Origin of the sequence: Tritonibacter litoralis, assembly GCF_009496005.1 — a bacterium.
In the GTDB taxonomy this organism is placed as follows: Bacteria; Pseudomonadota; Alphaproteobacteria; order Rhodobacterales; family Rhodobacteraceae; genus Epibacterium; species Epibacterium litoralis.
On sequence record NZ_WIBF01000016.1, the window covers coordinates 40,084 to 54,758 of the forward strand.

12 protein-coding genes and 2 pseudogenes are annotated in these 14,675 nt (G+C 58.3%); 13 read left to right on the forward strand and 1 reads right to left on the reverse strand.

Annotated elements, in window-relative coordinates:
* The 8 genes and pseudogenes from repB (at position 1) to GFB49_RS18930 (ending at position 10,877) form a co-directional block, all read left to right on the forward strand.
* Positions 1-972, forward strand: coding sequence for a plasmid partitioning protein RepB (gene repB, locus GFB49_RS18895; protein ID WP_246149800.1), 972 nt, complete (start codon positions 1-3; stop codon positions 970-972).
* 273 nt (positions 973-1,245) lie between these two features.
* Entirely contained in the window at positions 1,246-2,541 is a 1,296-nt protein-coding gene (gene repC / locus GFB49_RS18900) for a plasmid replication protein RepC (RefSeq protein WP_153217572.1), read from the forward strand.
* A 145-nt stretch (positions 2,542-2,686) separates the two neighbouring features.
* Positions 2,687-3,781, forward strand: a complete 1,095-nt coding sequence (locus GFB49_RS18905; RefSeq protein ID WP_110796953.1) for a Fic family protein — start codon at positions 2,687-2,689, stop codon at positions 3,779-3,781.
* A 346-nt stretch (positions 3,782-4,127) separates the two neighbouring features.
* Entirely contained in the window at positions 4,128-4,547 is a 420-nt protein-coding gene (locus tag GFB49_RS18910) for a hypothetical protein (RefSeq protein WP_343032640.1), read from the forward strand.
* 91 nt (positions 4,548-4,638) lie between these two features.
* Positions 4,639-5,367: pseudogene (locus GFB49_RS18915) on the forward strand (ArdC family protein); the annotation flags it as partial.
* Between the two features lie 169 nt (positions 5,368-5,536).
* Positions 5,537-6,922, forward strand: coding sequence for a tyrosine-type recombinase/integrase (locus GFB49_RS18920; protein WP_021100879.1), 1,386 nt, complete (start codon positions 5,537-5,539; stop codon positions 6,920-6,922).
* Positions 6,919-8,724, forward strand: a complete 1,806-nt coding sequence (locus tag GFB49_RS18925) for a hypothetical protein (protein WP_153217576.1) — start codon at positions 6,919-6,921, stop codon at positions 8,722-8,724. Before GFB49_RS18920 ends, GFB49_RS18925 begins: the two co-directional genes overlap by 4 nt.
* Entirely contained in the window at positions 8,721-10,877 is a 2,157-nt protein-coding gene (locus GFB49_RS18930) for an integrase (RefSeq protein ID WP_153217578.1), read from the forward strand. Before GFB49_RS18925 ends, GFB49_RS18930 begins: the two co-directional genes overlap by 4 nt.
* A 105-nt stretch (positions 10,878-10,982) precedes the next feature.
* On the opposite strand, the gene GFB49_RS18935 is transcribed toward GFB49_RS18930, so the two are convergent.
* Positions 10,983-11,888: a LysR family transcriptional regulator gene (locus tag GFB49_RS18935; protein ID WP_082705188.1), complete on the reverse strand. Its 906-nt coding sequence runs from the start codon at positions 11,886-11,888 to the stop codon at positions 10,983-10,985.
* A gap of 100 nt (positions 11,889-11,988) precedes the next feature.
* On the opposite strand from GFB49_RS18935, the gene GFB49_RS18940 reads away from it, so the two are divergent.
* The 5 genes and pseudogenes from GFB49_RS18940 to GFB49_RS18960 all read left to right on the forward strand — a co-directional run.
* Positions 11,989-12,294, forward strand: coding sequence for a hypothetical protein (locus GFB49_RS18940; RefSeq protein WP_068246777.1), 306 nt, complete (start codon positions 11,989-11,991; stop codon positions 12,292-12,294).
* A complete protein-coding gene (locus GFB49_RS18945; protein ID WP_068246780.1) occupies positions 12,294-12,857 on the forward strand; it encodes a DNA-3-methyladenine glycosylase I in 564 nt (187 codons plus the stop codon). Before GFB49_RS18940 ends, GFB49_RS18945 begins: the two co-directional genes overlap by 1 nt.
* A gap of 130 nt (positions 12,858-12,987) precedes the next feature.
* Positions 12,988-13,203, forward strand: a pseudogene (locus GFB49_RS18950) (zincin-like metallopeptidase domain-containing protein); the annotation flags it as partial.
* Between the two features lie 70 nt (positions 13,204-13,273).
* Positions 13,274-13,663 (forward strand): DUF3768 domain-containing protein, encoded by a 390-nt coding sequence (locus GFB49_RS18955; RefSeq protein ID WP_153217580.1) that lies wholly within the window; start codon positions 13,274-13,276, stop codon positions 13,661-13,663.
* Positions 13,664-13,879: 216 nt separating this feature from the next.
* Positions 13,880-14,675, forward strand: a 796-nt coding sequence (locus GFB49_RS18960; protein ID WP_153217582.1) for an IS110 family RNA-guided transposase, incomplete at its 3' end; no start/stop codon positions are given.

Genomic DNA, 14,675 nt, shown 5'->3' on the forward strand with positions numbered 1-14,675 from the left:
ATGGCTATGGGTAAAAACAAAACCGGCATCATGGCTGCGATTACTGCGGCGACTGAGACGTCGAAAGATGGGGCTTCTGATAGAGCTCATCGAACATTGCCGAAGGGAACTATCGGCTCTGTTCGTGCGGGTCTCGGCGGCATCCAGGATATCGATACAAATCTTATCTTGGCTTGGGGACCCAAGGACCGGCTGGATATCGAGTTAACAGCTGTTAACAGCGCCGCACCGAATGAATCGATCAAGGATCTCGCAACCAGCATCGCTGATGCCGGGCAGCAAGTCCCCGTCCTTCTACGTCCTTCGAAGGATCGTGATGGGCATTTTGAGATCATCTACGGTCAGAGACGAATACTTGCCTGCCGCCACTTGGGGATACCAGTGCGGGCTCTGATCCGGACGCTCGATGATACTGATGCATTGATGGCGAAAGGCCTCGAAAATGCCGGCCGTGCGGAGCTGAGCTATTATGAACGTGTCCGGTTCGCGCACGCGATCCTGGAGCAAGGCTACTCACGTGCGGAGGCGTGTCAGGCTTTGGCTATCAGCAAGAACACTCTTTCGCAGCTTGAGCGTATCAATCGGCTAGTACCCTTGGCTGTCGGTGAAGCCATTGGCGCAGCTCCAGGGGCAGGGCGCCCGAAATGGACCACACTCGCAACGGCGTTTGAGAAAGTACAACTCTCGGAGGAGGGTGTTATGGGTGTTCTTGGTCAATCTGGTGATCTCGACTCCGACGGACGGCTGGACCTCGTTCTCAAGGAAATTGGCAAGCGAGGTAAGCAAGAACGATCTGTCGAGGAGCGCTCGCCCGTTCCCGGTGTGCAGATCAAAAGCGGTAAATCTGGGCTCTCAGTCACCGTCAAGCGGGCAGGGGAGAACACGAGATTCGCGGATTGGCTGGATCAGAATCTGGACCAGCTCATTCAGGATTCCTTCGATCGGTTCCAATCAGAGAGCCACGAAGGATAGCGGCGGTTAACAGCTGTTAACCGCCAAGATAGAGGCAACGAGCAAAAAGGAGAACGGCACCAAAAAGAAAACCCTCGAAACCGAAGTCCCGAGGGCTGCTGCGCACAAGGCGCGATTTGTTTTCACACCACAATCCTAGCAGCCCGCGAATCGCTAAACAACGAAAAACGTCTTCGGGCGAACAGGTTTTCTGTGCCTAGCTAAAAAATGACGAAATTCAATGATGCTCCGCATGGAGTGACTGGGACAGTCATGCCTCAGAACGGTGAAGGTATGTCCAATATCAACCAACCCACGGGGTGGCGGAAGGCGACAGCCGGACTCGCCGTCGCTGAACAGCACGCACAGGCTGGTGAAAGAGCAGCCGTGCCCAAAACACAGGCCTTTGTCGCCGTGAAACGCGTAGGTGCGCATATCGGCCTCAAGGCAGGGGATATGATGCTCCTCGATACGCTTGGGGCCTTCACGCAGGCGCAAGATTGGGAAGAGGGTCAGCGCCCGATCGTCTGGGCCTCCAATGCCTATCTGATGGAGCAGACGGGCTTTTCACTCTCTGCGCTCAAGCGCCATGCCCGTCGCCTGGCCGAGAGCGGTGTAATCGCCTTCAAAGACAGCCCCAATGGCAAGCGTTGGGGCCACAGGGACGCAGAGGGCCGTATCATTGAGGCCTACGGCTTTGATTTGTCGCCGCTGTCCGCTCGCGTAGAAGAGTTTCAGCAGCTACACGCTGAGCTGCAGGCCGAGCGCGCGCACTGTCAGCGCCTGAAGCGGCAGATCACTGTGTCCCGCCGGATGATCCGGGCGCGGATCGAGGCTGCGCTCAGCGGCGCGCTGAGAGGCCCGTGGACGCAGCTCACAGGCCTTTTCGAGGATCTTTTGGATTGCCTTCCGCGCAGGAACACGGCCTCTGAGGCACTGGAACGACTCTTGGCGTGGTTCAAAGAGCTCCAGGAACGTGTAGAGGCCACGTACCTCAAGGCAGTTCGAGCGGATGAGGTTGTGGAAAACACCGCAGAAGCCACCGAGCAAGTACTTCAGAAGACTCAAAAAATGGACCCCAAGGAGGTCATTTCCGAACCTCACATACTAATTACAACACAACTTAATCCTGTAACCTGTAATCGCTCAGAAACTGAGCAAGCGGCGGGCGTGGTGCCCAATGCGCCACCGGAGGAGCTAATTGATAGGGAGTTGGAAGATTGGGTGGCTGAAACGCGCAAGAAACGCGGGGCCGCCTTGGATCTGCCGACAGTCATGCAAGCCTGTCCTGAGTTTGCGTCCTGGGCGCGCAATATGGGCGGATATCTGAAGGATTGGGGCGATCTGCACCGTGTTGCAGGGCAGTTGAGGCCGATGATCGGCGTCTCAGAGCACGCCTGGAACATTGCGCAGGACCGACTTGGGCCACAAATCGCGACTGCGGCGCTGGTTCTCACGTTCGACAAGCATTGCGCCGGCGAAGTGGCGTCACCGGGCGGATATCTGCGTGGGATGGTCGAGAAAGCCGGGGCAGGGGAGCTGCATCTCGAGCGCAGCTTCTATGGTCGATTGAGCGGGCAGGCGGCATGATGGGATGGGGACGCAGTTTTTCCACGTTCAGAGTTCCAGGTGGGGCATGCGGAGATTGCCGCCTGTATTCTCCGCAGATTTTGCGGCAGTTATTGTTGTCTTGACGAGATTATGCGGTATAATCTCCGCAAGGAATGCGCAAAATATGACCTACATTCACGAAATCACTGACTGGCCGCAGTTTTCTTGGGACAAGGCCAAGCTGTCTTCACAACTTGCCGCTGTCCGCCACCGACAAGGCAAGCTCTTGGGACGCATGGAAGGCCTTGGCTTTGATCTTCGAAACGAAGCGATGTTGCGAACTCTCACCAGTGATGTCGTCAAGAGCAGCGAGATCGAAGGCGAGACGCTCGACAAAGATCAGGTTCGGTCGTCTATCGCAAAACGGCTGGGGCTCGAAATCGGCGGGCTGATCCCGTCTGATCGCCATGTCGATGGGGTCGTCGAGATGATGCTGGACGCGACGCAAGCGTATGACCAACCACTGGACGCAGAGCGATTGTTCGGCTGGCATGCCGCCCTTTTCCCAACCGGGCGAAGCGGAATGACCCGGATCACCGTGGGGCAGTGGCGTGAAGGCCCTATGGAAGTTGTATCAGGACCTATGGGTCGTGAACGCGTGCATTTTGAGGCGCCGGGAGCAGCACGGCTTGATACAGAGATGGGGCGGTTTCTGACCTGGTTCAATCAGGTCCCTGACACGGATCCAGTTGTTCATGCCGCAATTGCACATCTGTGGTTCGTCACGATCCACCCCTTCGACGATGGCAACGGGCGCATTGCGCGTGCGATCGCGGATATGGCGTTGGCTCGATCCGAACGCAGTTCACAGCGGTTTTACAGCATGTCGACCCAAATCCGGCAGGAGCGGAGCGCCTATTATGATATGCTCGAGACGACGCAGAAGGGCGGGCTTGATGTCACCGCCTGGCTCAATTGGTTCCTCAATTGCCTCGACCGTGCTTTTGATGGCGCAGAGATCATTCTGGAGGCCGTGTTTCAAAAGGCGCGGTTCTGGGAGAAATACGGAACGGCCAACATAAACGACCGCCAGCGGGACATGCTTAACCGCCTCCTGGATGGGTTCGAAGGAAAACTCACGACGTCGAAATATGCGAAGATCGAGAAGTGTTCGCAGGACACCGCATATCGCGACATCCTGGACCTGATCGACTTGGGAGCACTTGAGAAAGATGACGCTGGTGGACGTAGTACCAGCTATTCCCTGTCAGCGAAGTGAAGAGGCTTGTCGCATCCGGTGCTCAGGACAAGCACCGCCAGGATATGTCAGACAGTCGCCAGAAAAAATTGCCGATCTGAGATTTGCCATTATTCATTGATATAAATTCTAAAAATGGAACTCTTAGGTCTGGCATTGCCGATGTTCGTTGCCGATCCGGAGTTTCTGCGTGCAATGAAGAAAACTGGGGCCGTGCCGGCCCCTGAAGTTCTTTTCCCGGGCTGGTGGGGCCGGGAAAAGTGAAAGTGTTCTTCGGGTTTTGTGACTGACGGATGAGGGCCTTTGGGGTCCCTCAGATGGGTCCGGGCCGGGTTCCGGTCTGCCGTTCCGGATGAAGGGCATTCCCATGCAAACAGGTGTCTTGCGCGTGCTCCGCGCAACCGCCGCCTCCTGGTGGCGACATAGAGAGCTGCGCCGAGCTGGCCAGACGGCGCTGGCACAGCGGCTCGAACGCCAGACCGTCCTGCGTGATCTCGGCTATCTGAAGCAGGCGGCGTCATTACCAAACGCGCGTGTGATCTGCGGGGAGGGTGGGCCATTCCTCCATCTCGGTTGGACCACCGTGTCGAGTTTCGCGCCGATCGAGCGCTTTCCCTTGGCCGCGCTTGCGGTCGCTCGAGGGACCCCGTTCATCGATATCCGACCCATCAGTGACGTCATCGCCTTCGCGAGCCTGCCGCGAGTAGCGCGAGGCGGATCGGTCGACGCTGACCACTCAGGTGCCGGCCAGTCTGTCTCGCTGACCACCTACATCGACATGGTCTAAGCCCTCGGTGCGAGGATCGCCAACGATCCGCGCCCCCGCCAGTCAACCTGATCACCATTCCCTCTCACCAACACTCGAAAGGACGCCCGCGATGGCCCGTTCCCGCACGCCCAAATTCGATGCCTCCGAGGTCATCACGAACGAAATCATCCGCATCATCGAGCGCGGCGTCCTGCCATGGCGCAAGCCCTGGACGGCAGGCGGCAGCTCGCGCCCCCTGCGCGTGGGCGGTGAACCCTACCAAGGAGTGAACAACTTCCTGCTGACCATGCGCACCGTGATGGCGGGCCACAGCTCGCCATTCTGGATGACGCTGCCGCAGGCCAATGCGTTGGACGCGAAGGTTCGCAAGGGCGAGAAGTCCTCTGTCGTCGTCTACTACGGCCAAAGCCGGAAAGACGCCGGCGGCGAGGATGAGCACGCGGAGAGCGATGACCACTCAGAGGAGGCCCGCGTGTTCCGCTTCCAGAAATCCTACCGCGTGTTCAATGCCTGCCAGATCGAGGGCCTGCCCGAGAGCTTCTTCCCCGATCCGGAGCCAACGCCCGAGCATCCGCCGTCCGAGCCCATCCCGCATATGAAGGCGTTTTTCGACGCGATCGACATCACGACCGTCTTCACGGGAACGGAAGCCTACTACCTACCGCCCGTGGACAAGGTCTATATGCCGTCCATCACCCGGTTCCACGATCCGCGCAATTTCTACGGGGTCTGGGCGCATGAGCTGGCCCATGCCACGAAAGCCCCGCATCGGCTCAATCGCGATTTCGGGTTCTCGAAATTCGGCAACACGGCCTACGCGCGCGAGGAGATCGTCGCGTTATCTTGACAGTCTGCACCATCTGTTCGTTTCTGGTTTCAAGGCCAGTTGCGCAACGCAGGGGGTGGTCAGGCCAGACGCCGCGCTCACCACAAAGCTGGCGGTGGCTGGCCTGATCACCGCCGTCGGATGAAGTGCACAGGCATGGGCTATTTGGGCGGGCAGTGGTGTGGAACGTGATATTAGGCTTCAGGAGACCCGCAACGTAGATGGTCTTGATCGGGACATTCCGACGATCCTTGCCGATGGAACAATTTATGACCCCTACCTCGACCGGTTTTTCCTGGAACTTCCGTTGAACGGCACGCGGTCCCGGCACACGCTGCGTGCCATCGGTTACGACATTGTTGTCTGGCTTCGATTTCTGGAACAGGCTCGCACGACTTCCGTTTGGTCTGTGTCACATGATGACGTCGTCGCCTTTCACGGCACAAGACGACGCAGCGGTGCTTCTCATCGCATTTCCGCGTCGTCCTGGAACCGTTCCGTCGCATCGCTTGACAAGCTCTATCGGTGGGGCGTGGATCGGGAGTTGATTGCTGTCAGTCCATTTCGGCACCGGCAAGTCTGGAAGCGTGGTATTGCTGGGCGCCGCTCGGCCCAAACAGAACGCAACATGGCCTATGAGCCATCCGCCGCGCCGTCCCATCCTCATTTTGCTTCACTGGAGACCTATCGGCTGTTCAACAGGCTCGGTCTCCGGGGCCTGACGCGAAAGGGACACGAGCGGCCCGGTGCGCGGGACCGCAATGGTACGCGGAATGCGCTCTTTGCCGATCTGCTGGTTTCGACTGGGCTACGGCTCGAAGAGGCGGGATCTCTGTTGGCCTGCGAAGTCGATGCCGAGGACATTGGCGAAGGGTCTCCGCGACAAATCAGATTCGAGTTGCCGCCACCGGTTTCCAAAGGCAATCGTGGCCGGACGATCCTGATCCCGCGCCGCGTCATCGCGCGGCTTCAGGATTACATCGAGATCGAGCGCGCCAGTGCCATCGCCAAATTCAAGGCGCGATCGGTTTGGACCAGGACCACACGGCCGATTTTTGTCGAGTGGTCCGAAGGCAATCGGACGATGCTCACGTTGCCAGACGGTTCCAGCGCCCGTATCGACCGGTTCGATCCGGAAGAACGTCAGCGGCTTGTTCTTTGCAAGGCGGGCGTGCCTTATGCGCCAGCCGCGCTGTGGCTGTCAGAGATCGGGCTGCCGGTTCGGTTCAATTCCTGGGAGGCGATATTTCTGCGCGCAAGCCGGCGCTGTAGCGGTGTGGGCCTCGATATCCGGCTGTCGCCCCATCAGCTCCGGCATACGTTCGCCGTCCATATGCTGGCCATGCTGATCGAACAACAGATCGGTCATACCGCACATGACGTCAGCGGCATGGAGGCCTACCGCCAGCTTTTGAGCGATCCGCTGCAACAGGTGCAGCGGCTGCTCGGTCATGCGAGCATCACGACGACCTATGTCTATCTCGACCAGATTGCGGCGCAGGCGGATACGGTGGATACTGCCGTGGAAAGGCTTCTTGCGCTTGTGAGCGATGGTGACGTTCTATGACCGCCAGACCGCGCAAGGGCCGCGTTGCCGCCTTCTCAGCCGATGATGGCACCGTCGACGCGCATGAACCCAGTTCGGTGACTGGTCTGCGGTTCAGTATCGTGGCCCGATCAGGCGGGACCGCCCAGCTCGATTTCACCGACCTGCGGCCTCGGCCGCTGGCGATTGACGCCGCCCAGGCCATTCGTAGACTGGCCGAGGTCGGCGGTCCGCTTGGCGCGCGTTCGACTGTGATGGCCTATGCCAACACAGTACGCATTTTCTTCGCCTTTCTGGCGTCGGAAGCGCCCAACCTTACGACGTGTCGTCAGATCGAAGCCGCGCATATCGACGGGTTCGAGGATTGGTTGGATGCCGAAGGCAAGAGCCGGGTCCATGCATTCACGATCCTGTCGAAGGCCGTTGTCGTTTTCCGCGAGATCGACGCGGACCAGCCCGACCGGGTGTCGCAAAGCCTGCGCGACCGATTGCGATATACCAACGCACGGCCCTTCGAGCGCCCCCGATCACGTGATGCCTACAGTCCCTTTGTCGCCCGGCAATTGCGCGATGCGGCCCGTGCCGATGTCGCAATGATGATGCGGCGAATAGATGGGCACCTGCCCGAGACGCTGATTGCGCACACCGATCCGGTCATTCGGCAGAGGGCCGTCGCCCTGCATGAAGCGGTCGCCCGACGCGGCTTTCTTCCGCGCAATGACAAGGCGAGCTCCGCCCTCTACCGCGCGCTCTATTCACGCGGTCTGCCAACGTCATCGCTTCTCGACGGTATCTATGCCCGGTTCTATCTGACGGTTCACGACCTTCCGCCATTACTGACATTGCTCAGTCTCGATACCGGCCTTGAGATCGAATGCGTCAAGGCTCTCAAGACCAACTGCCTGAGCAATGCGTCGGCTGGCACTGTCACCCTTCGCTACACCAAACGCCGCGCCCACGGGCTTGCGCAAAAGGCGATGCGCGTGCGGGACGGTGGACCGACGACACCCGGTGGTCTGATCCGCGCCATCGTGAAGATGACCCAAACTGCGCGACAGTTCGAGTCGTCCGATGCGCTCTTTGTGTTTTACCATGCCTGCGGTTTCCGTTCGGTCGTTCGGCACCCCAAATTGACGCTGAGCCACTGGATAGCGCGCCACGGCATCGTCGATGACGACGGGCACCCCCTCACACTGCTGCTCTCGCGGCTACGTAAGACGCACAAGGCGCTCTGGTATCTCAAGACCAGCGGCCACATGGCGCGCTTCGCGGTCGGACATTCGGTCGATATCGCCGCCCGACACTATGCCGATATTCCGTCTTTGCGTCCGCTTCACGAGGCGACCGTCGTCGATGCTTTGGAGGACGCGATACGACCGGGTGCGGCGGTGACGACCGACCCGGTTCCAGCGGTTGATGACTCTCACACGGACACACGGCATTGCATCCCGCCGCAAGGGGATGGTCACGTCGCGTCGGCAGACATTCAGGATGTCTGGCTTGCGAGTTGTTCGGGTTTCTATGACAGCCCGTTCTCTAGTCCCGGCGCGCCATGCAGCCATCCTTTCTGGGGCTGTCTCGATTGTCGCAACGCGGTCATCTCGGAACGCAAGCTGCCCGCCATCCTGGGGTTTCTGGATTTCATCGTTGCCCAAAGGGCTGCGCTTGGCGCGGAGGAGTGGGCCGCCAAGTTCGGGCATGTCCACGCGCGGATCACGCAGCAGGTGCTGCCGTCGTTCCCGGAGGAGGTGATCGCGACGGCACGGGCCTCACTCGCAGTCGATCCGCCGCCGACATATCTGCCGCCTGAGGCTACACAATGATCGAAGTGCAAACATCATATCCTGAGCCCGATTTCGAGAATCGATCCTACTGGCCGGTCCTGACGCATGCGCCGCTCCGTGCCGGATATGACCGGCGGGCGCTCTCGCGATACGATGACGAGCACTGGGATCTGAGCCCGGCGGTGTTCCGGGAGAATGCGCGGCGATGCCATTGCACCGTCAGGTTCGACACGCTGCCAGACCCGGCGATGGCTGCAGCTATGCGGGCATATCTCCATGCACGGCTCAACATCCGCATTCCAGGCTGGGCACCTCCCCTGCCACCCGCGAGTATCCGGCAGGCTTTCAATCACTTACGGCCATTCTTCGAGTTTGTTCATGATGAAGTGGGCGCGGTCGATCTTGCCGGAGTCGATCAGGCGCTGCTGGATCGATACGCAAAATCCGTCATGACCTCGAAGGCACGGCAGCCGGCGGTTAACGCCCTGCTGCTCAAGCCGATCTGGCATCTGCATCATTATCGCATGCACCTTCCCGGCGGCGGTCTGCAATTCGAGCCCTGGCCAGGGCAGAGTTCTGCGTCCGTCGTGGGGTATTCTTCGAAATCGCAGGAGAACCGGACGGCCCGCATTCCAGAGCCGATCCTGATGCCTCTATTGAACTGGGCGTTCAAATACGTGCAGGTATTCGCGGGCGACATCTTCGCTGCGCGTGCCGAGTTGTCTGCAATAGCAGACCGTGCCGAGCGTCTTGTAAAGACGGATCGGGATCGCCCCCGGAAAGATGCACTTGCTTTGCGCTACGCCCGGATTGAGCGCTGGCTCGCAGCAAGAGCGCGGGAAGGCCGCGGGGTGCCGATCTGGGCGCAGCCGACGAACGGAGCGACGCGCGACAGTGCGGACAGCCCACCGATTAACTGGCATCTGCTGAATCTTGTTGCGGGTGTTGATGTGCGGATGAGCCCCGGAAGCCATCTCAGGATGCGGAAATCTGCGAGGCAGATGGTCGAACGCCACATGGCTGAACACGGGGTCGAACGGGGCGGCTTCGACACGCCCGTCTCTTGCGACCCGGATACCGAACGGCCGTGGCGTTCGGGCTTCGATCATCTGGCGGTGAAGCGCGAAGAGCGTATGTTGCAGGCAGCGGGATACATCCTCTGCGCCTATCTGACCGGCATGCGCGATTGCGAAGTCCAGGCGATGCGCCCCGGCTGTCTGGACATCAAGCGCAGCGAGGACGGGCTAATCGAGCGATACCGGGTGCGCTCGACGGCGTACAAATGGAAGCGCGCGGCGGGGGTTCCGGCAGATTGGATCACGATAGAGCCAGTCGCCGAGGTGATCGGTGTCCTCGAACGGCTCTCGAAGGACGCCTGCGTCGCGCACGGCATCGACACGCTCTGGCCCGTTCTCGACGTGAAGGCTGCGGGCAAGACCCATCTGTCGACGGAGATCGTGCGCTCCCTCAACGCTTTCCGAGACCATATCAATGCCGAATTGGCGAGTAACGATCCGGTCGAGTCGATCCCGACGACGCACATGGACAAGGTGTTCAAGATCACCACCCGCCAGTTTCGCCGCACTCTCGCGTGGCACATCGCCAACCGGCCCTTTGGCACGATCGCTGGCATGATCCAGTACAAGCACGCCTCGGTCGCCGCCTTCGAAGGATATGCGGGATCGAGCCCGTCCGGATTTATGCGACAGGTCGATCAAGAGCATCGGTACGGCCAACTGGATGACATCCTGGAATATTTCGACGCACACCGGGTCGGTGACACGTTCGGTGGCCCGGCGGCGGCCCGTCTGACGGTCTCGTTCGAGGAAACAGTCAACGAACTTGACTCGCTTCCCGCGCGTATCGCCGATCGGGGACGGCTGCGGACGATGCTGGGCGATCTTGCCCGCACGTTTCACATTGGCGTTTTGGCAGATTGTTTCTTCGATCCCACGATGGCCCTTTGTCTCAAGGCGGCCACCGACCAGAGCAAGCCGCAAACTGCGCTCTGCCAGCCGACAAAGTGTCCCAACGCCTGTATCCGGGCCCGGCATCTTCCGGCTTGGAAGAGGGCGGAGGCTGACGCCAAACTACTTCTGAAAGAGAAGCGATTATCGGGCGCACAGCGATCCGCGTTAAAGGCAGAGCGGGAGCGTATTCGCGATGTGATCAGGGAGTTTTCGGAGCAATGAGAGTTTTCATGTACGTTGGCTAACCGGCCGTTCGCCAGGGCGGTCACGAACTCCCGCACTGCGGGACGAAACGGACTTTCCCAAACGGTTTTCCAATGGCTGCATTCAGAAATCACGACCTCTGTGAAATCTACTAACGATGTACCGAGAAACCGCTAACACTTCTGGCCTGCGCAGCTTGGAAACTGGCACAACCAGTGAAACCGGAATTGGATCGATCTTCCAACTGGGCAGTAGTTCAACGACGCTTCCATCATCCATATCTTTCTGTACAATAGCCTTGGCCAGCACTGCGGCCCCCAAACCAGAGCGAACAGCGGAAACGCACAATTCATAACTGTTCACCCGCAATACAGGGTTGGTGACACTCTGCTTTGTTGACTTGCCATTGTTTCGGAGCACCCATTCAGGGTTTTCTTGTGAGCGCAGAATAAGTGGGACACCAGATAAGCCGCTCGGGTCGGTGGGTACTTTTGCATCACGCAGAAAGTCTCTGTGCAAACATAACACGCGTTCCAATGGTGCAAGCGGGTAAACTTTTACACCATCGGTATCCACGGTTCCCACCCTGATACGAAGGTCGACCGCTTCGGCGCGCTGATCTACAATGTGATCACCTCCAACCAGATCGATACGAACCAATGGAAGGTTTTCACGCAAGCTTGGAAGCAACGGCATGATGAATTCAGACAGGTAAAGGTTAGAACCAGAAAGACACACCACTCCCTGAGGGACTGCACTTTGAAGTTCGTGTTCCACTTCTCCCCTAGCGAGTTGTAGTGCATCCACGGCCTTCACGCAGAGATCGAATACTCTTTTACCCGCGGGCGTCAGCTCAATCGCACGCGTATTGCGCTTCAAGAGCACAGCGTCGAGATCATTCTCAATTTCTGCAATTTTTTGACTGACATTTGACTTGGAAAGCCGAAGCGCCGCCGCCGCCGCTGTCATCGAGCCTTGCCGGACGACCTCAACGAGAACTTCAGCTTGAGCGTAGAATCTACTGTTCATGTTTCGCGACAATGGTTCAGAAATTATCTCTAATCAAGAACATCTAGAAAAGCTAAGAAGCGGTGACCTTGGGCAAACAAACATATGAAGGGACGCGATAATGGAGAGCAAACACGTTGTCGAAGTTGTAAAATGGAAGGCAAAGCCAACAGTTTCAAATGATGAAATGGTCTCTGCCGTAAACGGCATTTTGTCCGACCTTGAAACACTCCCCGGCTTCATCAGCCAGACATTGTACATTGATGATGAGGGGTATTGGGTTGACCTCTATCACTGGGAGACACACGAACAGGGTGTTGCATCCAATGATCTGATGGCCGCGCGCCCGTCCTTTCTGGCCCTGACGGAACTGATCGATCCCACCAGCGTTTCCATCGAGTTCCTTTCCCTGCCAGAGAGTGCATAATGGCAGAGGATACAAAAAACACTATCGTGCGATGCGATTGGGTCAGCACTGAACAGATTGAGGTTGATTATCACGATACTGAGTGGGGCGTACCTGTCAGAGACAGCCGCGCCCTGTGGGAAATGCTCGTTCTTGAAGGATTTCAGGCGGGTCTTAGTTGGATTACGATTCTGAAGAAGCGTGAGAATTTTCGAGAGGCGTTTTGCCAATTTGATCCAGAGGTCATTGCGTCGTGGGGAGACGTTGAAATTGAACGCCTGCTGACAAACGATGGGATAGTGAGACACCGTGGGAAAATTGCCGCCACGATAGGCAATGCCCGCGCCTACCTTCAGATCGAAGATTTTTCCCAATGGTGCTGGAATTATGTAGAGGGAGAACCCTTGATCAGTTCCTGGGACCGAACCCAGGACATACCGACATCAACGCCTCTCTCTACACGCATTTCCAAAGACCTGAAAACCAAAGGCTTCCGGTTTTGCGGGCCAACCATTGTCTATGCTTGGATGCAGGCAGTCGGCATCGTGAATGACCATCTGAATACATGTGACCTTCGAGATTGAGCGCGTGAAGCCGACTTCCATGTAAACCGCAGCATTTGGAACTTTGGGCTCTTTCCGGGCATTAGCCGCAGCTCGCACGAATGTCTGCGGTCACTGACAAGGCATATTTCGAGCTTGACTGTCAGGATAAGTCGCAGAGCTGACCTCGGTGTTCCTTGGCCAGATGCTCGGATTCACAGCGCATACGCTCGAGATGAACGCAGCGTATCTCTACAACTGGCTACGGGTTCTGCGCTCTGACAAGGGCGCGATCTTCAAGCACGCCGCTGATGCGCAGCGTGCCTGCGACTACCTGATCGCGCGGTCGGAGGCGGGTAGGGCAGGGGAGGCCAACCGGGCCGCTTGAGGGGACACGCGCCGGTAAAGGAAAAGTGGGCTTTGGGAAGGGTGTTTCAAACCTCTCAAAGGATAAACCCATGACCACCACCGCACAGCCTCAGATAGACCGCCCCGACAGCGTTGTTATTGCCGCCCAGAATGACGCCTTCCGCAAGCTGGCTTGCCTCGGAGTGGCACCTGCGCAGCCGATCCAGGGCCGCATGCATGTCACCCGCTCGATTATGGAGGCTGGTGACGGCTTCATGGCCGAGGCGGTGAAGGCCACGGGCATGTTCGAGACCTTCGAGCCCGAGAATGATCCCGAAGGATGGCATGATTTCGGGGCGGTCGAGATCCGGGGCGAGACCGTGTTCTGGAAAATCGATCTCTACGAGGCGGATTCCGACTTCCGCTACGGGGCCGAGGCCCCGGACAATTCTACCACCACCATGCGTGTGCTGACCATCATGATGGCGCGCGACTGGTAGGCGAGGGGTAGCCTCAAGACCTATTTCTCAGCCTCCTAAGGCCCGCTGCCCACTCAAAAGGCAAAGATGCCGTAATGGGGCTTTCGGCGAATCGAGCACGTTTCGCTTGTTTGTCAGCATGATCTGAAGTGCCGTTGCCCTTGATGCGCCTGCAGCGCGTCTACGAGGTCGTATGTTTCCATGCGCCTCAATTCCTAAGAATAGAAGGGCAACGACATGAATGTATTTATCGGATTGGATGTATCTCTGGCAAGCACTGCGATTTGTGTGCTGGGGCCACAGGGGAGGATCGTTGAAGAATTACAGGCGGAGAGCGAGCCTGAGGCATTGGTACGTGCAATAGCGTCATTGTCATATTCGATCGATGCGATCGGGCTCGAAGCCGGACCTTTGTCCCAATGGCTGAGCAAGGGAATGGAAGAAGCTGGCTTTGACGTGGTCATGATGGAAACACGATTGGTGAAGGCAGCCTTGAAAGCCATGCCGATCAAGACCGATAGGCGCGATGCCCAGGGCATTGCGCGCTTGCTTCAAATGGGATGGTACAGGCCCGTGCACCGCAAATCTGTGTCCTCCCAGGAAATCCGCGCGTTGCTGACGGCGCGCAAGTCAGTTCAGCAGGCCATCATCAACCTTGAGCTTTCGATGCGGGGTGTTCTGCGAAACTTTGGCATGAAGCTGGGGCATGTCACCCGGATTAGGTACGAGGCCCGGGTGAGGGAACTGGTTGAGCAGAATGAAATCCTGTCGGCGTCGACTGAGGCTCTTCTGCGCGCGCGTTCCCAGTTGCGCGCCGAGTTGGCTGACTTGGATGCCAAAATCGCGGGTCTGGCAAAACACGACGATGTTTGCCGTTTGATGATAACGATGCCAGGTGTCGGTCCGATCGTCGCCCTGACAGTCAAATCTGCGATTGATGATCCGACCCGCTTTGCGCGGTCGAAGGATGTCGGACCGTGGGCGGGGCTTACGCCAAGGCGCACGCAATCCGGAGAGATGGACATCGTTGGAC

What these genes read in the sequence shown, in the direction of transcription:
- repB (WP_246149800.1), top strand. Translation starts at nt 1, where the DNA reads ATGGCTATGGGTAAAAACAAAACCGGCATCATGGCTGCGATTACTGCG.
- repC (WP_153217572.1), top strand. Translation starts at nt 1,246, where the DNA reads ATGTCCAATATCAACCAACCCACGGGGTGGCGGAAGGCGACAGCCGGA.
- GFB49_RS18905 (WP_110796953.1), top strand. Translation starts at nt 2,687, where the DNA reads ATGACCTACATTCACGAAATCACTGACTGGCCGCAGTTTTCTTGGGAC.
- GFB49_RS18910 (WP_343032640.1), top strand. Translation starts at nt 4,128, where the DNA reads ATGCAAACAGGTGTCTTGCGCGTGCTCCGCGCAACCGCCGCCTCCTGG.
- GFB49_RS18925 (WP_153217576.1), top strand. Translation starts at nt 6,919, where the DNA reads ATGACCGCCAGACCGCGCAAGGGCCGCGTTGCCGCCTTCTCAGCCGAT.
- GFB49_RS18930 (WP_153217578.1), top strand. Translation starts at nt 8,721, where the DNA reads ATGATCGAAGTGCAAACATCATATCCTGAGCCCGATTTCGAGAATCGA.
- GFB49_RS18935 (WP_082705188.1), bottom strand. Translation starts at nt 11,888, where the DNA reads ATGAACAGTAGATTCTACGCTCAAGCTGAAGTTCTCGTTGAGGTCGTC.
- GFB49_RS18940 (WP_068246777.1), top strand. Translation starts at nt 11,989, where the DNA reads ATGGAGAGCAAACACGTTGTCGAAGTTGTAAAATGGAAGGCAAAGCCA.
- GFB49_RS18945 (WP_068246780.1), top strand. Translation starts at nt 12,294, where the DNA reads ATGGCAGAGGATACAAAAAACACTATCGTGCGATGCGATTGGGTCAGC.
- GFB49_RS18955 (WP_153217580.1), top strand. Translation starts at nt 13,274, where the DNA reads ATGACCACCACCGCACAGCCTCAGATAGACCGCCCCGACAGCGTTGTT.